The following is a 22334-nucleotide window of genomic DNA, read 5'->3' on the forward strand; positions in this document are numbered from 1 at the left end:
TTAACCCTCTTTCTCTATTAGAGTTAGGCAATCCCGAAGGATCGGGCCATATTCGAACTTACCTGAGCAACTGTAAGTACACAAAGCCAAATCTTCTTCATCCAACTCAAGTGCACCAAGCTTTTGAGCCTGCTCTGTATCGTTCACAACCAACGCACGTAGCAATTGCGTTGCTAGAATATCAAGTGGCATCACGCGCTCAAAGTTACCAAGAGGCAACATAGTACGATCACTACCATTTGTCGTCGTTGTCATATCAAAGGATTTTTTCCCCGTAAGCTTGGACAAGAACACATTCATAATAGAATGCTTTTCTACGCCCGCACGAAGATAATGCATCATTTGACGCTCACGACCTTCAAGCAATACTGTCACTTGATTGTGGTAACGACCTAAGTAAGCAAAAGGACCAAAAGCATTTCGACCAGAAAGAACAGAGCCAGAGATAACTCGGTTATCACCTTCACCCATTTCACCAGCCAGCAAATTTTCTAAGCTTGCACCAACTTGAGTACGAACCAAACGAGGCTTTTTAACTTGTGGTCCGGCTAAAGCAATCACTCGCTCAACATTCAGCTCACCAGTTACAAACAATTTACCAATAGCAACAACATCTTGGTAATTAATAGACCAAACTGTTTTCTTATCACTAACTGGATCAAGGAAGTGGATATGCGTACCAGCAAGACCGGCAGGATGCACACCAGCAAATTCCTCAACCGTCACATCGGACGTTGTTGGGATTTTTGCGCCAGCTGCCTTACATAGAAAAACCTTACCTTCGGTTAAACGAGTCAACACAGTAAGGCCATCTGCAAATGCTTCCGCTTGATCAGCAAGCACAACTTCAGGAGAAGCAGCTAGCGGATTCGTATCTATAGCGGTAACAAAAATGGAGTTTGGCGCTGAAGCAATTTCAGGAACCTTAGAGAACGGGCGGGTACGGAATGATGTCCATAATCCAGAGTTAACCAGATTTTCCACAACCTTGCTACGTTCTAAAGATTTCAGTTCAGAGCCGGAATAAGACGCAAAGGTTTCAGACTCGTCGCCTTCAACGCTAATAACGAGAGACTGAAGAACACGTCGTTCACCACGATTAATCTCAATTACGGTTCCAGAAGCAGGAGCGGTATAATTAACACCTTCCGTTTTCTTATCCGTAAAAATAATTTGACCTTTCTTGACCTTGTCCCCTTCCTTGACAAGCATGGTGGGTTTCATTCCATGAAAGTCTGGACCGATCACAGCAACTGTCTTTGCAGCAGCAGCCGTCTCAATCACTTGATTGGGAGCACCTGAGATCGGTAGATCTAGGCCTTTTGTAATTTTATACATATGTTCTGCCCAACAATAAATTGAACACAAAAAGCGCAATGCGTCATGCTCATGCCCCCCTCCGGGAAAACATGCAAGAGCGAACAACTAATATTAAATTAATTGTAAAACGCAAACTCACTTCACCAAAAAACCGACGTATTATAAAGATCATTCCCTCCATTGACCAGCTCACGAGACCGTCTTTAAGCACCAACTTTTACTTAAAATCACTACAATGTCCTTATTGCGCATTTTATAACCACTAAAAAGCCACTTTTTTGTTGTTTAATTACATAATAGTGCACAATTTGTCATACGAACTTTATTCGAAAGAATTAAAATTAGAAAAAGCAATCCAAAAAGCGACATTGCACCGTATTTTTAGTCTGTTGCCATACATGATTGAAAACGACACAATATCGCCCAATAAATGAATAGGCTTAAAACACGGAAGCATAACTATGATCAAACCAGAAGCTCAAATTCATATTAAGAATCTACGTCTGCGAACCTATATTGGATTCAATGAATCTGAAAAACAAAACAAGCAAGATGTGGTAATTAACGCCTGGATACACTATCCGGCTTCTCAAGCCTATGACACAGACAATGTTGAAAATGCGGTAAACTACCGGACAATTTGTAAGGAAATGATAGCTCACACTGAAAATAACCGCTTTCTATTGCTTGAAAAACTAACCGCAGACTTACTGGAGCTTTGCATGTCATCGAACCATGTAACCTTTGCAAAAGTCGAAGTTGCAAAACCTCACGCTTTACGTTTTGCAGACTCTGTATCTTTGACGCTATCCGCCACTAGAGAACAATAAGCCCAACATGTCAGAAACCGTATCAATCACCCTAAAACCCGGCTTCAAAAACTTAATTAGCGGCCTAGATGGCAGCCGAAAAGCATTACAGCTGCTAGCAATAGCAGCTCAACATAAACAACCTATGCTTTTTATGGCCAACACGGTCGCCGAACTCAATGAGCTTGAAGATGAAATACAGTTTCTAAATCAAAACAAAAGAGAAATATTAAGATTTAGCGATTGGGAAACCTTACCATACGACGCCTTCTCGCCACACCAAGACATTATATCTCAGCGTTTAGAAACGCTGGCCAAGCTTACCGAAACGAAAAATCCGATTGTACTCACCACGGTTGCTTCCTGCATAACGCGTCTTTGCCCTAAACACCACCTTGATGCCCAGCGCTTTCATTTGGAAGAAGGACAAGAACTTCCTCTGGAGAAACTATCAAGAAAGCTAACTAACGCGGGCTACTTAAATGTAGAGAACGTCCACGAGCATGGTGAATACGCCATCCGCGGCGCCTTGATGGATGTTTATCCAATGGGTGCGGAAAACCCAATCAGGATAGATTGGTTCGACAATGAAATAGAATCGATTCGATGGTTTGATCCAGAGACACAGCGCAGCATTAGCAAGGTAGCTGAAATTAAAATGCTTCCAGCAAAAGAGTTCCCAACCACTTCACAGGGAATTCAGCAGTTTCGCCAAGCTTTTAGAGAGCGCTTTGAAGCCAACCCACTTTCAAGCCCGATATACCAAGATATCTCCAGTGGTATTATACCAGCAGGCATTGAATACTATTTACCTTTATTCTTTGAACAAACCGCTAGCGTATTTGACTACCTACCTGACAACACTCTGATCGTTCGTTCCGACAACTTCAACGATCAGTTTGCGAGTATTCAACTTGATTTCCGTAGCCGCCACGAATCCCTGAATTACAACATCGAGCGCCCTATTTTAAAGCCCGATGAACTATGCCTACGCGAAGACGAACTTTTTGGACGACTTAATCAATACACGAACATTATTTTTTCAGTGACAGGTGATCATCCTGCATATAAAGCACTTGATACCGTTAAAATTGATTCAAAAGCAGCACAACCACTTGGAAAACTACAAGACTTTCTGGCAGGAACCTCAGCTAGAGTATTAATTGTCGCCGAGTCTGCAGGCCGCCGAGAGGCCTTGCTTGACCTGTTAAAAAAACACAACATTAAACCAAAGCAAGTTGACAGCTGGGAAGCATTCACTAAGTCGACAAAATCACTCGCCATTACCGAAGGCAATATTGGCCGCGGCTTCATCATTAATGAAGCGCTTGCGCTAATTCCTGAAAGTGAAATATTAGGCGAACGCGTTTCTCAACACCGTCGACGCAATAAACAAAACAACATCAGCGAAGATGCGATCATTCGCAACCTCACTGAGTTAAGATTAAATGCACCCGTTGTGCATATTGATCACGGGGTCGGCCGCTACCTTGGCCTTACTAATTTACAAATAGACGGACAAGAAACAGAGCTCCTCACGCTTGGCTACGCCAATGACGCCAAACTTTATGTACCCGTTTCGTCATTACAGCTCATTTCCAGATACACGGGCGCAGATGAAGATACCGCACCACTGCACAAGCTTGGCACTGACAAATGGAGTGTAGCGAAACAAAAAGCAGCTGAAAAAGCCCGCGACACAGCAGCGGAGTTACTGGAAATATACGCCAAACGTGAGGCCAGAGTCGGTTATGCATTTGCTAAGCCAGACGACCAATATGAGCTCTTCTCGGCAGGATTCCCGTTTGAAGAAACACCTGACCAGCAAATGGCAATCGATGCAGTGATGGCGGATATGTCCGCTAAGAAACCAATGGATCGCTTGGTCTGTGGTGACGTAGGCTTTGGTAAAACAGAAGTTGCTATGCGAGCCGCCTTCTTAGCTGTTCAAGATGGCAAGCAAGTGGCCGTTCTCGTTCCAACCACACTGCTTGCCCAACAGCACTATGAAAATTTTTGCGACCGTTTTGCCGACTGGCCTGTAGAGGTCGAACTATTGTCGAGATTTCGTTCAGGCAAACAATCCAACACTTCTATTGATCGACTAGAATCAGGCAAAGCAGACATAGTCGTTGGCACACATAAACTCATCCAAAGTGACATCAAGTTTGCTAATCTAGGCCTAGTCATTATCGATGAGGAACACCGTTTTGGGGTCAAGCAAAAAGAGCAATTCAAAGCTCTGCGAGCAGAAGTAGACATACTCACACTAACCGCCACCCCAATTCCTCGAACGCTAAACATGTCTTTGTCTGGCATTCGTGATTTATCCATTATTGCGACACCACCAGCCAAACGTTTATCCGTAAAAACATTTGTAAAACAAAAAGACGAACATCAAATAAAAGAAGCGATTTTGCGCGAACTTCATCGTGGCGGGCAAGTTTATTACTTACACAATGAAGTACAAACCATCCAAAAAGCCGCAGAAGAATTGGAAGAGTTAATTCCAGAAGCTCGTGTTATTGTGGGTCACGGACAGATGCGTGAAAGAGAACTGGAACAAGTCATGTCAGACTTCTACCACAAAAGAGCCAACGTGCTCGTTTGTTCTACCATTATAGAAACAGGTATCGATATACCGAACGCCAACACTATTATCATTGAACGAGCAGATAAGTTTGGCTTGGCACAACTGCATCAATTACGTGGTCGAGTTGGCCGCTCGCACCATCAAGCCTATGCCTACTTATTAACACCAAATGACCGTAAAGTAACTGGCGATGCAGAAAAACGCCTAGAAGCCATTACACTTGCGGACACCCTCGGAGCAGGCTTTACCTTAGCCACTCACGACTTAGAGATTCGTGGCACAGGAGAATTATTAGGTGACGGTCAAAGTGGTCATATTGAACATGTTGGCTTCTCTCTATTTATGGACATGCTAGACCGAGCGGTTAAATCCCTCAAAAATGGCGAGTCTCCAGACATAGATATCACATCTCCAGCACAAACTGATGTGAACTTACGAGTTCCCGCACTTATTCCGGAAGATTATTTAGGTGATGTACATTCACGATTGATTCTGTATAAGCGCATTGCCAGTGCAAAAAGCAGTGATGAATTAAAAGACCTTCAAGTGGAAATGATTGACCGCTTTGGGCTGCTGCCTGACGCAACGAAAAACCTATTTAGGCAAACGGAATTAAAGCTTAAAGCGGAAAGTCTTGGCATTAATAAGATTGAAGCCAATGCCAAAGAAGGTAAAATCTTCTTTAATAGTAAAACACCTGTCGACCCAATGAAGTTGATTAGACTTATTCAAACGAAACCCGACATCTACAAGCTGGTTGGCTCTGATACATTGAAATTCTTAGCCCCAATGAACAGCGCAGAAGAGCGTTTCCAACAAACGACAATGACTTTGGAATTATTACATTGAAATCGCTAATTATTATCTTCTTATCCCTGACGTTACTTAGCACTCGTCTTTTTGCTGAAGACGAACAAATCAACCCGGACACAGCCAGAGCTTATGAAGGCTATTTGGTGACATTCCAATGGCCTGAAGCCCTCACAACGGAACACGTTGACTACAAAAATGTACTGTCTACAGAAAATCTTCTTCGCCTTACGGCAGAAGAGGAAAAAGCAAACGATCCAGACAACAACATCAACCAATCAACTCCTTTTGGCAATATGGAACAAAGGCTGGGCACACATGTCACCATTTTAGCCAATCGAAAATGGACTCTCATATTCAAACACCCAGGCGATACCATTAAAAAATCTTTCCATAGCACTCAAGAGAAAGATGGCTACCCAGAACTTACTGCGAACATTGCCATCACCTTGGGACGCTATTTAGAATCAGACATCCAATACAAATATTATTTGTTTGATAGCTTTACTCAACCAGAAACAACACCAGAACAAGACAACCAAAACTCGAATCAAGCAGGAACAAGCCTGTTTTTTTCTCAGTCTGAAACTGAGCAAAAAGCAAAGCCTGAATTCAAAGAGTTCGAACCGGCATTGGTATTAACACTGAACCAAAGCAATAAAACTGCTAGCAAAAAAGTAAACTACCTAGATCATCCAACGATTGGCACGTTAATATATTTTGAGCCAATAGAGCTAGAAGACGCCATTGAAAAAATTGCCGAACAATCAGTCACGCCCGAAACCGGAAGCAGCCTGACCTATGACTCCCTTCAAAGCACAAATGAACTAACGAACAAATAACAAGACAACAAGTAAGACAACACAAAAAAAGAGTGGCATGCCTCGCATACCACTCTTTTTTATAGAACTATTTTTTGAACTGGACTCTTTTAGCCAACTTCAGGTTATTGGTTAATACCCTCGAGATTGGGTGATTTTCCCAATCCACAACACGGCTTTTTGCTCCAGAGCAGAAAAGAAAGACAAACCTAAACGTTCCGCCATTCCCTTTGGCTGCTTATAAGTCACTTGTATCACTTCAGCGCTTTCATAATGAGAAACCAAATACGCATCACTGGTCATTACTAGGTCAATCAGTTTATTGTCTATTGCCTCTGAACCATACCAAGTATCACCTGTTGCAATGTCTTCAATATCCAACTGTGGACGCTGGCTCGAAACAAATCGTTTAAACAAACCGTGAGTATCTTCTAGGTCTTGTTTAAATTTTTCTCGGCCCTCATCCGTATTTTCACCCAACATAGTTAAAGTACGCTTATACTTACCTGCCGTGTGAAGCTCAACATCTATCAAGCTCCTATCAAGCAACCTATGTACATTGGGAACTTGCGCAACCACACCAATAGAGCCAAGAATTGCAAACGGTGCTGCAATAATTTTATCAGCCACACAAGCCATCATATAACCGCCACTGGCTGCAACTTTATCAACACAAATCGTTAATGGGATGCTGGCTTCTCGGATACGCTGCAACTGAGATGCTGCTAAACCATAACCATGCACAACACCACCACCACTTTCTAAACGAACTACCACTTCATCCTGAGGTTTAGCCACACTCAAAATTGCGGTAATTTCTTCACGCATGGTTTCAACTGCTGACGCCTTTATATCACCATCAAAATCCAAGACGTAAAGACGCTTCTTTGCGACTTCCTCTGCCTCTTTCGGTGCTTTTTTTAACGCCTTCTTTTCCAGTTTTTCTTTTTTCTTTTTTTCTTTTGCTATGTTTTTAAGATCTTTTTTATCCAATAGCTGATGATCCAACTCAGCCTTCATGGCATCATAACTTTCATTCAACTTAGTAACGGACAAACTACCTGGTTGCGATTTACGCTTTCCACTAGATAAAACGGCCAAAAGAAAACCTATCACCAAAGCAACACTGACCAATTTCAATAAAAAACCGGCGTAATCAGTTAAAAATTCCAACATCTCTTCCTCTAAATAATCATAACTTCTTGAGATAGTGGGGCTATTTTTATAAATAGCAATATCTATAAGTCATTAATCACTATAGATACTGTTTCTTATTTGACTTATTATCTGCACACTTTGAAAAAGCCTCTTCAAAATAATAACTACAAGAAAGCTAACAAGATTCTTCTGAACCACTGAAAACATAGAGAAATCTTGTTAATTTTTTTGCACATTTCAGTGCCTTTTTATGAAGGAGCAACTAATGAAAACCTCTCTGTCACAATCGTTTGGAAGAAATTTCCTCGGCGCCTCGCCACTTTGGTACAAACAAATAATCTTAGCCTTTTTGATTATCAATCCTATTGTTTTCGTTACTTTAGGTCCATTTATCGCGGGCTGGCTGTTAATTATTGAGTTCATTTTTACCTTAGCAATGGCACTAAAATGCTACCCACTTCAACCGGGAGGCCTGCTTGCTATTGAGGCTGTAGCGCTTGGCCTCACAACACCCGAGGGCGTTTACACAGAGGTCTCGCACAACCTTGAAGTAATATTGCTGCTAATGTTCATGGTAGCTGGTATCTACTTCATGAAAGACATGCTGTTATTTATCTTCAATAAGCTCCTAGTTAAAGTAAAATCTAAAATCGTTATTTCGTTAATTTTTAGTTTTTCTGCTGCGTTGCTCTCTGCCTTTTTGGACGCTCTAACCGTGACAGCCGTTCTGATCAGTGTCGGTGTAGGGTTTTATTCGGTTTATCACAAAGCCGCTTCAGGACAAAGCTCAAATAAAAACCACGACCATGGTAAAGATGACTCTATTCTGCCAGTGAACACAGAAGACCTGAATGAATTCCGCTCTTTCTTACGAGACTTGTTAATGCACGGTGCGGTTGGTACAGCACTCGGCGGTGTCGCAACGTTAGTAGGCGAACCACAAAACTTACTGATTGCTAAAGTGGCGGGGTGGAATTTTGGCGAATTCTTCCTTTATGTGGCTCCTGTTTCAATACCTGTTTTAATTTGCGGTTTGTTAACCGTTGTGGTGTTAGAGAAAACCGCATGGTTTGACTACGGAGCACAATTGCCAGACACAGTCCGAGACATCCTTAATAACTTTGAAAAAGAAGAAAGCCAAAAACACACAAACAAAATCAGAGCCCAACTTATTGTGCAAGGCATCGTTGCTATTATCCTAGTATTTGCACTTGCTTTCCATGTTGCGGAAGTTGGTTTAGTGGGTTTAATGGTTATCGTGTTATTGACATCATTTAATGGCATTATTGAAGAACACCGTATTGGCCATGCCTTTGAAGAGTCCCTACCTTTTACCGCTTTGTTGGTAGTATTTTTCACCGTTGTTTCCGTCATACATTCTCAACACCTGTTTCAACCAGTGATTGATGTTGTTTTACAAATGCCAACTGAGCGCCAACCTATAATGCTATTTATTGCTAATGGTTTGCTTTCAGCAATCAGCGACAATGTTTTTGTGGCGACGGTTTATATCAATGAGATTAAAGCCGCTTTGGACGCTGGAACCATCACTCGCGAACACTTTGATAAACTCGCTGTTGCCGTCAACACTGGCACCAACCTTCCTAGCGTAGCAACACCGAATGGACAAGCCGCATTCTTATTCTTGTTAACCTCTGCAATCGCACCTTTATTGCGATTGTCTTACGGCAAGATGGTTTGGATGGCATTACCTTACACAGTGGTACTTAGCGTTGTTGGTGGACTTTGTGTCACCTACTTTCTGTAGCGTACAACCCTAAATGCAAAAAAATGCCCTCTTCAAGGAGGGCATTTTTGATTATTACTCTATAAGTTTGTTGTATTTGTAATACAGAACTAATGCTTAATCCGCCACAAAGACTGACCTGATTTTTTATCTATCAAATCCAAGCGCTCTTCATGGACTTTTAACTCCTCTTCACTCGCTCTAATCACTTTCAACGCAGGGCGATTTTGAGAAAGCCGGCGAATTTCTTCAACGTCACCTTCTTCTTTAGAGTCTGAATCAGAATTATTCGCTAAGCCAAGACTCGTCTGCCCACCTGTCATCAATAGGTAAACGTCAGCAAGAATCTCTGAATCCAAAAGTGCGCCGTGCAACTCACGATGCGAGTTATCAATACCGTAACGTCTACACAAAATATCTAGGTTATTTTTCTGCCCCGGGTGCTTCTTACGGGCATAAACCAGACTATCAAACACGCCACAAACTTCTGCTGTTTTTGGATAACCACCAATCCGAGCAAATTCATGATCCATAAAGCCAATATCAAACGGCGCGTTATGAATGATAAGTTCTGCACCCTTTATAAAATCAAAAAATTCTTGAGCGATTTCATGGAAACGCGGTTTATCAGCTAGAAACTCGTTACTAATACCGTGGACTCGAAAAGCCTCTTCTTCCACTTCTCTATCGGGATTGATGTAAACATGAAAATGTCGCTTAGTCAGTTTGCGACCAATCATCTCCACACAACCGATTTCGATAATACGATGACCCTGCTTGGGATCAATTCCGGTTGTTTCCGTATCGAGTACTACCTGCCTCATGATGCTGCCCTTAGTTCATCAATACCTTTGTTCGCCAATTGGTCTGCAATTTCATTGCCTTCTATCCCTGCATGGCCTTTCACCCACTTCCAAGTGACTTCATGATGCTGACACTGTTCATCTAGAGCTTGCCATAGATCTTTGTTTTTAACTGGCTGCTTAGAAGCTGTCATCCAGCCTTTTCGTTTCCAACCCGCTAACCACTCCGTAATCCCCTTCTGTACATAAGAGGAATCGGTATAAAGTGTCACTGAGCACTTTTCTTTTAATGCACGTAGGCCCTCTATTGCGCCCATAAGCTCCATCCGATTGTTGGTGGTATCGTGCTCGCCACCACAAAGGTGTTTTTCGTGCTCGCCAAAAGTAAGCCAAGCTCCCCAACCACCGATACCAGGATTCCCCTTACAAGCACCATCCGTATACATTATTACCTTTTTCACTCTTTCATCTCTTTTGCTGTTGGTTTTGTTAATGGCGGCACTCTAACACGAGCCCCGGACCAACGAGGTTTTAATGGAATATGACGTCTTACTTGTTTGGTTGCCGTCATCACATACACACCACTAAAAGGCAGTTTGAGAGGTTTCAGCATTCGATCAATCCAAGCAAAACGCGACCGCCACTTACTAGACTTAAGCGGTGGTTCATAATAAAAAAAACGCTTTGACTCTAATGTCAAACCCGCCACTTTAAGCCAATCTTCCAAGCGTTGATGAGCAATAAAATGCCCACACCAAGGCGCTTTAACCTTCTTGGAAAACAAACGCCTACAACCCCATAATCCCCAAGGGTTAAAACCAACAATAATGAGTTTACCACTTGGCAACAGGGTTCTTGCTGCCTCTCTGAGGTCATCATGTGGCGTGGCAGAAATATCTAATGTGTGATGAAAAACATGCACATCAACACCATCCGCTTCAAAAGGCAATTCACTTGCTCTGGCCACAATCGTATTACTAGGCGCACCAAATTCTAAAGCAGGGGCAATTAATATACTTTCGCGCACACGATGGTTTTTTAAAGAAAAATCTCTAAGAGGAGACTGACTCACTAAATAGTAACCTACCGCAGAATCAAGCTCAGAGGCTATCTCGCTCAACTCTAATTGCAACAGGCTATCGCCTAGGTTACTTTTGTACCAATTTTGAAAAAATTGTCTTGATTGATCATCCAACATACAATGAATTCTCTATTTAAAACGGTATGACTGTGTCTTTTGTTATTTTTCTTGGCGCGTCATATGAAACACAACGACCTTTTAAAAGTAGACACGTTATGACTATCTTTCCGCTTCCCGCCTTTAATGACAATTATATCTGGATAATCCAAGATAAAGATAGTTCCGACATTTGGGCTGTTGACCCAGGTAAAGCAGATGTTGTTTTAAACTACTGTCATGAATATCAAAAGACCTTAGCAGGCATTTTAATCACTCACCACCATAAAGATCACATCGGCGGTGTAGCAGAGCTCAAACAACATTCAAACTGCCCTGTATATGGACCTAAACACCTTACAGACTTAGTCACTCATGCTGTTGATGAAAATGATCAAGTCCAAGTTTTTTCAAAAATATTCACTGTCATTGCAACACCTGGGCACACTCTTGATCACTTATGTTATTTTTCTGATCAACAAAACCCCATATTATTCTGTGGTGACACCTTATTTAAGGGTGGTTGCGGTCGAATAATGGAAGGCACACCCGAGCAAATGCTGACAGCGATGAACAAGATTTCAAGCCTACCTGATGATACGCTAATTTTTGGCACACACGAATACACACTAGCCAACTACCGCTTTGCCCTTTCGGTGGAGCCAGATAACGAAGAACTGATGGTAAGCAACCAAGTTAGCCAGCAACTCCGCCAGGAAAACAAGCCGACACTACCAACCAAACTCAGTTTAGAGAAAAAAACTAATCCTTTTTTAAGAAGCCATATTGAGACTGTAAAAACTCAAGCTGCACAACAACTTAACGAAAAACCAGCGCCAAATTCTGTCGCCGCTTTTAGCCAAGTGAGACGCGCTAAAGATAGTTTTAGTTGACCTCTATAGCCACACCTTTAAAATGGCGAAACTTTATCCAATTTTGTGACCTTCATGATATATAAATTTTTATGGGTTTGCCTGGCAAGCCTAGCGCTAAGCGCATGCCAAACCGCCTCTAAAATAGAGCGACAAAACACCTCAAGTGATTTGCTAGAATCTTCAGCAGAAGTAGATGCTGATGCTGATACTGTCGAAGCAGACACAGAACAACTTGGTTTTATCGATACCGTCCCTCCAGTTGACTCAACTGTTGAGGAAGAAGACGTTAAAGCAGAACCTGTCATTGCAAACAGCAAACCAAGAGCGCCAGAAGATATTTGGCAACGCATCCGTGAAGGATACCAGCTCAACCTAGATATAGATCGCCCTCGTTTATCATCCCAGTTACGTTGGTTTAGCTCTCATCCTTCTTACTTAGACAGAGTATCAAAGCGCGGTGAACGCTATTTGTATTACATTGTCGATGAGCTAGAGAAAGCAGGCATTCCAACTGAAATTGCTTTATTGCCTATCGTCGAAAGTGGCTTTGATCCTTTTGGTTATAGCCATGGCCGTGCCTCTGGCCCTTGGCAATTCATTCCCTCTACAGGGCAAATGTATGGGTTAGACCAAACATGGTGGTATGACGGTCGCCGAGACATTATTGGTTCAACTCAAGCCGCTATCGCCTACTTAACGCGACTTCACAAAATGTTCGATGGTGACTGGCTACATGCTTTAGCATCCTATAATTCAGGTGAAGGTACGGTATTAAGAGCGATTAGAAAAAACAAGAAAGCAGGCAAGCCAACTGATTTTTGGTCACTAGACCTACCTAGAGAAACACGTGCGTACGTGCCAAAATTGATCGCTCTAGCAAAAATCATTAAAAATCCAGAAAAATACAATTACTCGACTTACTTCATTCCTAACAAACCTTATTTTGATGTCGTAAATATCGGCGGGCAACTCGATTTAGCCCAAGCAGCCGAAATGGCAGACGTAAGCATCGATGAAGTCTATTTACTAAACCCTGGTTTTAACCAATGGGCCACATCTCCAGATGGACCACACAGATTACTAATGCCTGTGTCTAAAGCAAAACAATTTAGAACTAAGCTGGCTGAAATACCGAGTAAAGAACGAGTTACTTGGGTGCGTTACACAGTAAAAGCGGGCGATAACTTACTTCTCGTTGCCAAACAACACAACACCACCGTCAATGTGTTGCAGAACGTGAATAAAATATCCTCGACCATGATCCGTGTTGGGCAAGAACTAATGATTCCTGTCGCTGGCAATGACATTGAAAGCTATACGCTAAGCTCTCATCAGCGATTATTGGCTAAACAATCTCGCGCACCAAATCGCAATCGCATAAAAATAAACTACACCGTGAATTCTGGCGATAGTCTATGGTTAATCTCAAACAAATATGGCACAGACAGCAAAACATTGGCTCGCTGGAATAATATGGGACTTGCAGACCCGCTCATTCCTGGCAAGAAGCTCGTTGTGTGGTTAAAGCCTAAACAATCAGAGAACAGCACTCGTAGTGTAATGAAGAAGGTGGTCTACACTATTCGCTCTGGTGAGTCATTAGCTCTTGTCGCTAACAAATTTAAAGTATCAGTCAATGATATTCGTGATTGGAACCCAAAGGTTGGTAGTAAGAAATATGTCCAACCTGGCGATAAAGTCACTTTACTCGTCAATGTCGTTGGTGGGTAAAACAAGTCTATCCGATTAGGTTCGAACCAACAAAAAAGGGCTGAAATTCAGCCCTTTTTTTATAACTCTCACGTTGCAATTTTACTATTGCACTATCACTCGTAACGACAAAGATAAGCGGTTATTTCAGCCACCTTCACTTGGAAAGTCTGATTCGCTTCAACAATAAAGGTTTCACCTTTAGCAAAGGTTTTCCACTCATTTTCTGAAGGCAACAAAACATTCAAAGCACCAGACACAACCGTCATATACTCTCGCTGGCTCGTACCAAATTCGTACTCACCTACGGCCATAACACCTACTGTTGATGTTCCTTCTGCATTATTCAATGCAATAGACTTTACTTGATCATTAAAATAGCTATTTACCGTTAACGCTGTGCTCATATACAAGTTCTCATTTACGTTTTTAAAATGCATGTTTAGCAACCTAAAAATACAATTATGTATTTTTATTGCCAACCATTTCTTCAATTATCCATTCTTTGAAAGCCGACATAGCCGATGTCACAGAACGTCGCTTTTCATAAACCAAATAAAAAGACCGGTTAGTAATTAAATGCTGATTAAATAACACTTTTAGTGTTCCAGCTTCTATCTCTGGCATAATTAATTCTGGATCGGTTAACGAAATCCCTAAACCTTGAGCCGCCGCCCCCGCAGTAAGCGAGCCACTCGAAAACATCAAACCACGACGAAATAATTTAGGATCAAGGTCATGCTGCTGCAGCCAATCATGCCACTCGTCTTTTCGCTTAGTAACATGCAATAACGGGTAGAAACGCATATCTTCCGGCTTATCTATAGGCTGCTCTGGTTTAATCAAGCGAGGATTACAGACAGGTGCAAGTCGTGCTGGACGCAAATAATGGGCCTCAACATCATCCCAATCGCCACTACCAAAATACACAGCCATATCTATATCGTTGGCAGAGAAATCAATTAACCCTGTAGAAGAGCTAATTTCGATTTGAATATCAGGGTAGCGTTCCTGAAAACGCTCCATTCTTGGCATCAACCAACGAGTTAGAAAAGCGGGCGCCACAGCCAAACGAAGCGATCCAGATTTTTGCTTGCTTTTCAGCTCTGAAGTAGCATTTTCTAACTGCTCAAAAATGCTTTTAATTGGCTTTAAGTAAGATTCCCCAGCTTCCGTTAAGATCACTTTACGCTTAGTACGGCGAAACAATTCAAGGCCTAGAAAACTTTCTAGGCCTTTGATTTGATGGCTAATCGCAGAAGGTGTTACAGACAATTCCTTGGCTGCTTTATTGAAACTGCCATGACGAGCAGCAGATTCAAAACACTTTAATGAATTTAATGGGGGCAAACGATTAATAAGCTCATCTCCAATAGATAAGAAAGTAAATGAAGGTACATTCCTTCTGAGTCAAAATTCATCTAACAATGTTTCAGAAAGTATGGAATTTAAAAGACCAAATTGCACCTTACTTAATCAATATCGTGAATATAGCTCATCTGTCAATTAATAAAATCTAACTCATTGGATAAATTAACAAAAAACTAACGAATACTACTCATCTTCATCACCAACATTATCTGGCGCAGCAAAACGCTTAGGCGGCAATTTGAACGCATCAAAACCATCTTGCTGATTATCATGGAAACGCGCTTTACCTGCTGGCTTCTTATTCGTCTTCTTAGGCGCTTTTGTCGGCGCTTTTGCACTGCCCTTTTTGGTTTCTTGACGAATGGGCTTAGGCGGCTGCAACCCCTTAAACTTAGGCTCTAGCCCTTCAATAGATTCTGTCGCAAAGGTCTTTTGCAAAAAAGCCTCTACTGCTTTGAAACTCACCCAGTCTTTCGGTCCAACCAAGGAATAAGCATCGCCCTTAAAACCTGCACGCCCAGTACGACCCGTTCTATGAACGAATTCTTCTGCTTGTTTTGGTAGATCAAAGTTAAAAACATGAGATACGCTAGCAATATCCAAACCTCGAGAAGCCACATCCGTACTGACTAGTACATCAAACTGCCCTTTTGCAAAGCTTTCCATGGTTTTATTACGAGCACTTTGAGATAAATTGCCATTCAAAGCCTGGGTACTTAACCCCCAACCAGCAATAATCTCAGACAAACGCACAGTATCATTTTTGGTTGCTGTAAAGACAATGGCTTGTTTGATGGTTTGTCCCACTAATAAGTGCTTTAGCAAGGCTTCCTTATGGTCTAGATGATCGCAAAGTAAAACGTGCTGAGAAATATCTGTATGTTCATCGTAGCCTTGCCCGATAGCAATACGAGAAGGCTCTCGGAGAAGCTCACCCGCAATCTCACTTACTTCGGTATTATCTAGTGTCGCGGAAAAAAACAAAGTTTGGCGCTGGCGATGACTGGCGGCGGCGTTAATCGCTCGCATGGCGTCAGCAAAGCCTAAATCTAACATGCGGTCGGCTTCATCTAAAATTAACAGCTCAAGACCTTCTAAAAACACGTGGCGCTGTTTTAAGTGATCAACCAAACGACCCGGCGTTGCCACAATAAAATGTGGGTCTTTTTGCAAAGACTTGTGCTGATCATTAAAATTCTCGCCGCCTTGAATCAGGATAGACGTAAAACGACTAGCCGCCAATAAAAGGCGCAGCTGACCAAATACCTGCTTTGCCAATTCACGAGTCGGCACCAATACAACCACACGCGGATCACGTTTAGACAAGGCTTTTTTCTTGTAGACTCGATGCAACGCAGGCAAAAGATAGGCAAGCGTTTTTCCCGAACCTGTTTTTGACGACGCCAATAAATCACGGCCAGCCATCGCTTCAGGGATAGCACGAGACTGAATTTCAGTTGCCTCATCAAACCCCAAATGACTAATGGACTTTAAAATGCGATTATCAAAACCAAATTCTTCGAATAACAAACAAACACCCCTTTCAAAACTAAATACACTACGCAGCCAAAGCGCTACGTTTAATTCGCACATTATAACCTAGACAGGCTCAAATTCGTTATGCATCTTGCATTAAAAGATAGCTTTTACCCGCACTTATTATGCCCATACCACTACCTTTAGAAGTCTCGACATGCTCAAGACTTTCAGCAATACCATAAAACACATTTCGCCCTACTAATGCCTTCATACCGTAGCGCATTGAGACATAGGGACGCTCTTCGTTTTTAAACACCCCCATCCAAAGATCACAATCGACACCAAGCACAAGAACATCATCGGTTTGCGTAGTGAACTCTAGCGCTCGACCCTGTTCGGTATGTATCCACTTCCAAACAGTAACAAGAAAAGGCGCATCCTCTACTTGAATTCGCACCTTTTCTACCGGTGTTACCAAAAAATGCTCACCCTTTTCATACCACAATATTCGACTAAACATCGTCACCATGGCAGAACGTTTAATCTTACCGCCGTCATGAAACCACTCCCCATTCGCTTTAATCACCATATCTATGTCACCACAAAAAGGTGGTTTCCAATTATGCACAGGAGGCAAAGCAGAAGACGTTGTTTCAGAAAGCCCTTTTAGCTCTATGTTTGACATAACCTTTCTCACTATAAGATTAGCTCAACTCACTTCGTCATCAATATTATTCAACTTAAAGACAAAGCCTTGAATTCATTTCACTGTTAGAATAACCCCAACAAACAAACATCACGAGATGCAGAACAACATTATCTGTCTCGTCTAATTAGAGTGTGACATTATGAAATCTGAATTAGCAACAAAGTTTCAAGACCCCAGCAGAGGCGTTTACTTCATTGGAACAACACCACCAAAGTCCTCTCTTGAAGAAGAACAACTACAAGAAGTCAGCCAAAAGCTACTTGATCGCCTTGATAATATCGACGTTGATGGTTTAATCGTATATGACATTCAAGACGAAACCAGCCGCATTGACAAGCCTCGTCCATTTCCTTTCTTGGAAACTCACGACCCACGAGCGTGGTCAAAACGCCTTCACCAACAATCCAACAAGCCTGTTATCACTTACAAATCCGTCTCATCTCGTAGCTCAGAAGAATTTTCCGGGTGGCTAACAGAAGCATGGGAACAATATGGCATTCGTGATTTAGTATTAGTTGGATCCCCTTCTTCAAGTGGTGATATAAAACTCCCCTTACCGCAAGCTTATGAGACACTAAAAAAATCACCTCATGACTTTAATCTTGGTGGCGTTACTATTGCAGAGCGCCATGCAAAAAAAGGCGATGAGCATTTACGTCTTTTGAAGAAGTCTGAGTCAGGTTGCGAATTTTTTATATCGCAAGCTGTTTACAATCACCAAGCAACCGCGGACCTAATTAGTCGCTACGCGAGAACCTGCAAAGAAAAAGGTGAAACGCCTAAGCGTATCATTTTAACCTTCACCCCGTGCGGAAGCGCAAAAACACTTGAATTCATGGAGTGGTTGGGGATTTCAGTACCAGATGCAACGAAACATCGCATATTGGATGCATCAGCGCCATTAGAAGAATCCATTAAAATCTGCCGTAATGCGTTAGAGCAAATCATTGAGACAGCGCTGCCACTTGGCATTCCACTTGGTTTGAACATCGAAAGCTTAACCAATCGAAAAGAAGAAATTGATGCCTCTATCCAACTCTACAAGCTATTAAAGGCAACATTAGATCTTAAACTTGCTGAGCAGTCTCTGTCTAAATAGTAGCGGTCAATAAATTTACTAAATAAGCGTATCCAACACAGTCAAAACTTGCTCAATACGAATGTGCTGCATGGCCTTGGGGTCATGCACACGAGTTGACCAAGGTAATTCAGCAACAGGCTTTTGATACTCTTTAATGATCAACTCTTCATACACACTCTGAACTTTATCTAGGTCACGATATGGGCCCGTTCTACGCGGATTAGAATGCGCATATAAACCAAGAACTGGCGTGCCAACCAAGGTTGCCATGTGAGCAGGCCCCGTATCAGGACTAACCACTAATGACGCCCCTTTCAAAACAGCCAACATTACATTGAGTTGGGTTTTACCCACCAAATTAATAACCTGATCAACATGTTTGGAAACAATTTGCTCGGCAAACGCTACCTCTGCGGCTGAAGGCCCGCCCGTGACAACAGGGCGAATGCCTTTCGCCAATAACCGTTCAATCACCGCCTGATAACCATCAACTGTCCAATTACGATCTTCCTTAGAGGCCGACGGATTAATCACCACATATTGGTCCGGTAATCCTAAGTCTAATTCTGGCAAAATTAGCTCACAAGGCAGCGTTGGCTCAGAAACCCCCAATACACTGGCAATGGATAAAAAAGAATCGAGAACATGCTCACCTTTAGGTTCAGGTGCATACTCATTAACAAACCAATGCTGTTTTTCACGGGAATGAGATAAAGCAAAACCAATACGTCTTTTGGCCTTTATCATTCGAGAAACCACACTCGCTCTAAAGGACCACTGCAAATGCAGCAATACATCAAAAGTTTGATCACTTAATAACGCACGCAATGCCAACAACCCGGAAAAGCCGCTTTTCTTATCGTATACAACGACTCGAACACCATCTAGTAAACGCACCAAGTTCGCCTCTAACGGAGAAGTTACCCAAGTTACCTGAATAGATGGGTTGCGTTTTATAATAGACTGCACGACTGCCATGGCATGACATACATCACCCAGCGCCGACAATCGAATAACGGCCAAATGTTGAATATTCTCTTGTTGCATGTCTTCCTCTAGTGCTGCTTAAACTCGGCAAGTATTATAGAATAGACACTCTTGAATGTGTCCAAGTTTATAGACATTACAAAGAACATCATATTAAAGCGAGCACCATGCCACAAACCATCAAAATATCGCCTAACACAATATTGTTAAAAAGCGATCCAACGTTACCGCTATCAAAAACTTGGTTTGATCCAGAATTTTGGCAGTCACAACAGGCATTGACTGGCACAGGAAATGGCCGAGGTGCAGTCTGGTTTATCAATAGTCAATTTGGAAAGTTTGTCATTCGTCGCTATCGTCGAGGCGGACTAATAGCAAAATTTAATAAAAACCGGTTTCTGTTTACAGGATTAGCAAATACACGCCCTTGGCTTGAGCTGAGCTTATTAGAAACAATGAATAATCTGTCTCTGCCTGTCCCCAGACCAATTGGCGGCATTTTCACTGTTAAATATGGCTTCTACCAAGCTGAGCTATTAACCGAAACCATTACAAATGCAGAGGATCTTTTTGACATTATTAAAAGCAATCGGTCCGATAAAGTTGATTGGTGCGAAATAGGCAAAGTCATTAAACACTTTCATAACAATGGCATTTATCACTCGGACTTAAATTGCCACAACATTATGATAGATGAACAAGACAAAGTTTGGGTCATTGACTTCGACAAATGCGAGCAAAGAGAACCCAACCAAGAGTGGAAGCTGTCTAATATTGACCGCCTTAAACGCTCAATCGACAAAGAATCCAATAAACATTCAAATTTTCATGTATCGGAAGAGCTCTGGCAGGCTTTTTTGGAGGGCTACCATGGCTAAACAAAGCACTTTAGACAAAAGCATTCTCAATTTTATAGGACCAAAACACTGGCTCACTTGGTTCGCAATGGGAATCGCTTACGCACTTAGCTTTCTCCCTTGGTCGATACAACAGAAGCTCGGAAAAACATTAGGCAAAATACATTATGCGTTAAGCAAAAACCGTCTACATATATGCAACGTAAACTTGAAGCTTTGCTATCCAGAAATGTCTGACATTGCCAGAAAAAAGTTAGCCAAGGCACAGTTTGAAAGTATGGGGATCGGTGTTTTTGAAATGTTTTCCTCTTGGTTTCAGGATCGAAGCAAAACCATTTCAAAGGTCGCTTTTCATGATCAAGACGTAATCGAAAAAGCGCTCGCAAAAGGGAAAGGCTGTATTATTATCGGCGCGCATTTTTCCTCTATCGACCTTTGTGGAACTCACATGGCGCGATACATCGATGTCCACCCAATCTACAAACTGCAAAGAGATCCAGTCATGAACTGGGTCATGGAGCGCCAGCGTAAAAACATTTTCACCAAGACAATCGAACGTAGAAACGTTCGAGAGGTGATAAAATCACTTAAAGAAAATAAGGCTGTATGGTACGCGGTAGATCAGGATTACGGACGAAAAAACTCTGTTTTCGCTCCATTTTTTGGTAACCAATGCGCAACTATTGCTCATATCAGTCGACTTGCGAAAACAACTAAAGCCGCCATTTTACTTTATGATTATGGGCGTACGGATAAAGGCTACTTTCTTTCTTTACAGGAATTGGAGGATTATCCAACGGGTGATGAAGTGCTTGATGCAACTAAAATCAACAAACTTATTGAAGCTCAAATTGAACCGAAAAAAGAACAATATTTTTGGACACATAGGCGTTTTAAAACACAAGAAATTCCTGGCACGCCCTCTCCCTACGACCTGTAAGATAAAAGCCACTGAAAGATAGACTTTCAGTGGCTTTTATTTTTATGCAACAACAATAAACTATTGAAGACTATCGCGAACTTCCGCCATCAAACGCAAAGATTTCAATCGAGCTTCCGAATCATGCACAGGCATTGATACAATCAATTCATCTACCTTTGTCGTATCAACAAAGCTCTCAAGCTGAAAAGCGACAGACTCTTTAGAACCGACAATAGCGTATTGCAACATGTGTTCGACCATATGCTTCTCGCTAGGCGACCAGATCCCATTCATACTCTCCACTGGTTTAGCAAAAGGAAGATTTCGGCTACGACGTAAATTCACAAACTGCTGTTGAGCAGAGGTAAATAAATATTTTGCCTCCTCATCTGTATCCGCAACGACCGCCATAACGCCCGCCATGGTATGCGGTTTAGCAAGCTGTTCAGACGCTTTAAAGTTGCGACGATAAACGGTTAGCGCTTGAATCAACTGATCAGGTGCAAAATGTGATGCGAAAGAATATGGCAAGCCAAATTCAGCCGCGACCTGAGAGCTATACAAGCTAGAACCCAACATCCATAAGGGTACGTGTGTATTATGACCTGGAACAGCCATAACCCCTTGCCCGCCATCACCTAGCAACCTCTGCAACTCCAAGACATCATCTGGATAACTGTCCACAGAGGCATCCATATTTCGTCGCAGCGCTCTTGCGGTTTGCATATCCGTACCCGGCGCACGCCCCAAGCCTAAGTCAATACGACCAGGATAGAGCTCAGCCAAGGTACCAAATTGCTCCGCAATCACTAAAGGAGAATGGTTTGGCAGCATAACACCACCAGAACCAATGCGAATTTTTGATGTGGCAGCACCAAGGTGAGACAGCACAACAGAGGTCGCAGAACTTGCCACACCCGCCATGCCATGATGCTCAGCCAACCAAAAACGCTCGTAATTGTGCTCTTCTGCAGCAATAGCCATGCGTCGGCTCATTGCCAATGAATCTGAAACTGATCTACCTTCCGCAATAGGCGCTAGATCAAGTATTGAAAGAGGAACCATAGTATTCATCCGATAAAGCTAATATACCCTCTATTTAAGA

The 22334-nt window shown here is 42.3% G+C and carries 20 protein-coding genes; 9 read left to right on the forward strand and 11 right to left on the reverse strand.

Translation table 11 applies throughout. From position 1 onward, the window contains the following. Positions 1–1338, reverse strand: coding sequence for a Na(+)-translocating NADH-quinone reductase subunit A (locus tag AC2A4J_RS16015; RefSeq protein WP_484176737.1), 1338 nt, complete (start codon positions 1336–1338; stop codon positions 1–3). A 443-nt stretch (positions 1339–1781) separates the two neighbouring features. Here AC2A4J_RS16015 and folX point away from each other — a divergent pair, with 443 nt between their 5' ends. Genes folX through AC2A4J_RS16030 form a run of 3 tightly spaced genes read left to right on the forward strand, consistent with a single transcriptional unit; the run spans position 1782 to position 6374 of the window. Continuing rightward, positions 1782–2150: a dihydroneopterin triphosphate 2'-epimerase gene (gene folX, locus AC2A4J_RS16020; RefSeq protein ID WP_255825255.1), complete on the forward strand. Its 369-nt coding sequence runs from the start codon at positions 1782–1784 to the stop codon at positions 2148–2150. A 7-nt stretch (positions 2151–2157) separates the two neighbouring features. Then, positions 2158–5571 (forward strand): transcription-repair coupling factor, encoded by a 3414-nt coding sequence (gene mfd, locus AC2A4J_RS16025; RefSeq protein ID WP_484176738.1) that lies wholly within the window; start codon positions 2158–2160, stop codon positions 5569–5571. Next, positions 5568–6374: a CsiV family protein gene (locus AC2A4J_RS16030; RefSeq protein ID WP_255825257.1), complete on the forward strand. Its 807-nt coding sequence runs from the start codon at positions 5568–5570 to the stop codon at positions 6372–6374. Before mfd ends, AC2A4J_RS16030 begins: the two co-directional genes overlap by 4 nt. 111 nt (positions 6375–6485) lie before the next feature. Here the strand turns inward: AC2A4J_RS16030 and sohB are convergent, their stop codons facing one another. Then, on the reverse strand, positions 6486–7529 hold the full coding sequence (sohB, locus tag AC2A4J_RS16035; protein ID WP_484176739.1) for a protease SohB: 1044 nt from the start codon (positions 7527–7529) through the stop codon (positions 6486–6488). Between the two features lie 247 nt (positions 7530–7776). Here sohB and nhaB point away from each other — a divergent pair, with 247 nt between their 5' ends. Next, positions 7777–9279, forward strand: a complete 1503-nt coding sequence (gene nhaB / locus AC2A4J_RS16040; RefSeq protein WP_255825258.1) for a sodium/proton antiporter NhaB — start codon at positions 7777–7779, stop codon at positions 9277–9279. Positions 9280–9368: 89 nt separating this feature from the next. Here the strand turns inward: nhaB and dnaQ are convergent, their stop codons facing one another. The 3 genes from dnaQ to AC2A4J_RS16055 are packed head-to-tail and all read right to left on the reverse strand — an operon-like array spanning position 9369 to position 11259. After that, positions 9369–10082: a DNA polymerase III subunit epsilon gene (gene dnaQ / locus AC2A4J_RS16045; RefSeq protein ID WP_484176740.1), complete on the reverse strand. Its 714-nt coding sequence runs from the start codon at positions 10080–10082 to the stop codon at positions 9369–9371. Next, positions 10079–10522 (reverse strand): ribonuclease HI, encoded by a 444-nt coding sequence (rnhA, locus tag AC2A4J_RS16050; protein ID WP_232617181.1) that lies wholly within the window; start codon positions 10520–10522, stop codon positions 10079–10081. The genes dnaQ and rnhA overlap by 4 nt, the downstream gene beginning before the upstream one ends. Further along, positions 10519–11259 (reverse strand): class I SAM-dependent methyltransferase, encoded by a 741-nt coding sequence (locus AC2A4J_RS16055; protein ID WP_484176741.1) that lies wholly within the window; start codon positions 11257–11259, stop codon positions 10519–10521. Before AC2A4J_RS16055 ends, rnhA begins: the two co-directional genes overlap by 4 nt. Positions 11260–11291: 32 nt before the next feature. Here AC2A4J_RS16055 and gloB point away from each other — a divergent pair, with 32 nt between their 5' ends. Both gloB and AC2A4J_RS16065 read left to right on the forward strand, forming a co-directional pair. Continuing rightward, complete coding sequence (gloB, locus tag AC2A4J_RS16060; protein ID WP_484176742.1) at positions 11292–12131, forward strand: hydroxyacylglutathione hydrolase; 840 nt, start codon at positions 11292–11294, stop codon at positions 12129–12131. A 54-nt stretch (positions 12132–12185) separates the two neighbouring features. Then, entirely contained in the window at positions 12186–13844 is a 1659-nt protein-coding gene (locus AC2A4J_RS16065) for a lytic transglycosylase (RefSeq protein ID WP_484176743.1), read from the forward strand. 95 nt (positions 13845–13939) lie between these two features. Here AC2A4J_RS16065 and ppnP read toward each other — a convergent pair whose 3' ends face one another. The 4 genes from ppnP to AC2A4J_RS16085 form a co-directional block, all read right to left on the reverse strand. Continuing rightward, positions 13940–14230, reverse strand: a complete 291-nt coding sequence (ppnP, locus tag AC2A4J_RS16070) for a pyrimidine/purine nucleoside phosphorylase (RefSeq protein WP_255825263.1) — start codon at positions 14228–14230, stop codon at positions 13940–13942. Between the two features lie 55 nt (positions 14231–14285). Then, positions 14286–15173, reverse strand: coding sequence for a transcriptional regulator GcvA (gene gcvA / locus AC2A4J_RS16075; protein ID WP_484176744.1), 888 nt, complete (start codon positions 15171–15173; stop codon positions 14286–14288). Between the two features lie 204 nt (positions 15174–15377). Further along, complete coding sequence (locus AC2A4J_RS16080; RefSeq protein ID WP_255825265.1) at positions 15378–16724, reverse strand: DEAD/DEAH box helicase; 1347 nt, start codon at positions 16722–16724, stop codon at positions 15378–15380. An 88-nt stretch (positions 16725–16812) separates the two neighbouring features. Next, positions 16813–17358 carry a DUF1285 domain-containing protein gene (locus AC2A4J_RS16085; RefSeq protein WP_484176745.1) on the reverse strand — a complete coding sequence of 182 codons (546 nt, stop codon included), beginning with the start codon at positions 17356–17358 and terminating at the stop codon, positions 16813–16815. Between the two features lie 163 nt (positions 17359–17521). Here AC2A4J_RS16085 and AC2A4J_RS16090 point away from each other — a divergent pair, with 163 nt between their 5' ends. Further along, positions 17522–18481: a methylenetetrahydrofolate reductase gene (locus tag AC2A4J_RS16090; protein ID WP_484176746.1), complete on the forward strand. Its 960-nt coding sequence runs from the start codon at positions 17522–17524 to the stop codon at positions 18479–18481. An 18-nt stretch (positions 18482–18499) separates the two neighbouring features. On the opposite strand, the gene AC2A4J_RS16095 is transcribed toward AC2A4J_RS16090, so the two are convergent. Continuing rightward, positions 18500–19510: a glycosyltransferase family 9 protein gene (locus tag AC2A4J_RS16095; RefSeq protein ID WP_484176747.1), complete on the reverse strand. Its 1011-nt coding sequence runs from the start codon at positions 19508–19510 to the stop codon at positions 18500–18502. Between the two features lie 107 nt (positions 19511–19617). Between AC2A4J_RS16095 and AC2A4J_RS16100 the strand changes: the two genes are divergently transcribed. Both AC2A4J_RS16100 and AC2A4J_RS16105 read left to right on the forward strand, forming a co-directional pair. After that, positions 19618–20328, forward strand: coding sequence for a 3-deoxy-D-manno-octulosonic acid kinase (locus tag AC2A4J_RS16100; protein ID WP_484176748.1), 711 nt, complete (start codon positions 19618–19620; stop codon positions 20326–20328). Further along, positions 20321–21247 (forward strand): LpxL/LpxP family acyltransferase, encoded by a 927-nt coding sequence (locus tag AC2A4J_RS16105; RefSeq protein WP_484176749.1) that lies wholly within the window; start codon positions 20321–20323, stop codon positions 21245–21247. The genes AC2A4J_RS16100 and AC2A4J_RS16105 overlap by 8 nt, the downstream gene beginning before the upstream one ends. Before the next feature lie 60 nt (positions 21248–21307). Here the strand turns inward: AC2A4J_RS16105 and AC2A4J_RS16110 are convergent, their stop codons facing one another. Next, entirely contained in the window at positions 21308–22294 is a 987-nt protein-coding gene (locus tag AC2A4J_RS16110) for an LLM class flavin-dependent oxidoreductase (protein WP_484176750.1), read from the reverse strand. Between the last annotated feature and the right edge of the window lie 40 nt (positions 22295–22334).

The organism is Marinomonas sp. ATLA20 (genome assembly GCF_057180105.1).

Coding starts and splice junctions, on each gene's coding strand:
- AC2A4J_RS16015 (WP_484176737.1), bottom strand. CDS start 1,338: ATGTATAAAATTACAAAAGGCCTAGATCTACCGATCTCAGGTGCTCCC.
- folX (WP_255825255.1), top strand. CDS start 1,782: ATGATCAAACCAGAAGCTCAAATTCATATTAAGAATCTACGTCTGCGA.
- mfd (WP_484176738.1), top strand. CDS start 2,158: ATGTCAGAAACCGTATCAATCACCCTAAAACCCGGCTTCAAAAACTTA.
- sohB (WP_484176739.1), bottom strand. CDS start 7,529: ATGTTGGAATTTTTAACTGATTACGCCGGTTTTTTATTGAAATTGGTC.
- nhaB (WP_255825258.1), top strand. CDS start 7,777: ATGAAAACCTCTCTGTCACAATCGTTTGGAAGAAATTTCCTCGGCGCC.
- dnaQ (WP_484176740.1), bottom strand. CDS start 10,082: ATGAGGCAGGTAGTACTCGATACGGAAACAACCGGAATTGATCCCAAG.
- AC2A4J_RS16055 (WP_484176741.1), bottom strand. CDS start 11,259: ATGTTGGATGATCAATCAAGACAATTTTTTCAAAATTGGTACAAAAGT.
- AC2A4J_RS16065 (WP_484176743.1), top strand. CDS start 12,186: ATGATATATAAATTTTTATGGGTTTGCCTGGCAAGCCTAGCGCTAAGC.
- ppnP (WP_255825263.1), bottom strand. CDS start 14,230: ATGAGCACAGCGTTAACGGTAAATAGCTATTTTAATGATCAAGTAAAG.
- AC2A4J_RS16085 (WP_484176745.1), bottom strand. CDS start 17,358: ATGTCAAACATAGAGCTAAAAGGGCTTTCTGAAACAACGTCTTCTGCT.
- AC2A4J_RS16090 (WP_484176746.1), top strand. CDS start 17,522: ATGAAATCTGAATTAGCAACAAAGTTTCAAGACCCCAGCAGAGGCGTT.
- AC2A4J_RS16095 (WP_484176747.1), bottom strand. CDS start 19,510: ATGCAACAAGAGAATATTCAACATTTGGCCGTTATTCGATTGTCGGCG.
- AC2A4J_RS16100 (WP_484176748.1), top strand. CDS start 19,618: ATGCCACAAACCATCAAAATATCGCCTAACACAATATTGTTAAAAAGC.
- AC2A4J_RS16105 (WP_484176749.1), top strand. CDS start 20,321: ATGGCTAAACAAAGCACTTTAGACAAAAGCATTCTCAATTTTATAGGA.
- AC2A4J_RS16110 (WP_484176750.1), bottom strand. CDS start 22,294: ATGGTTCCTCTTTCAATACTTGATCTAGCGCCTATTGCGGAAGGTAGA.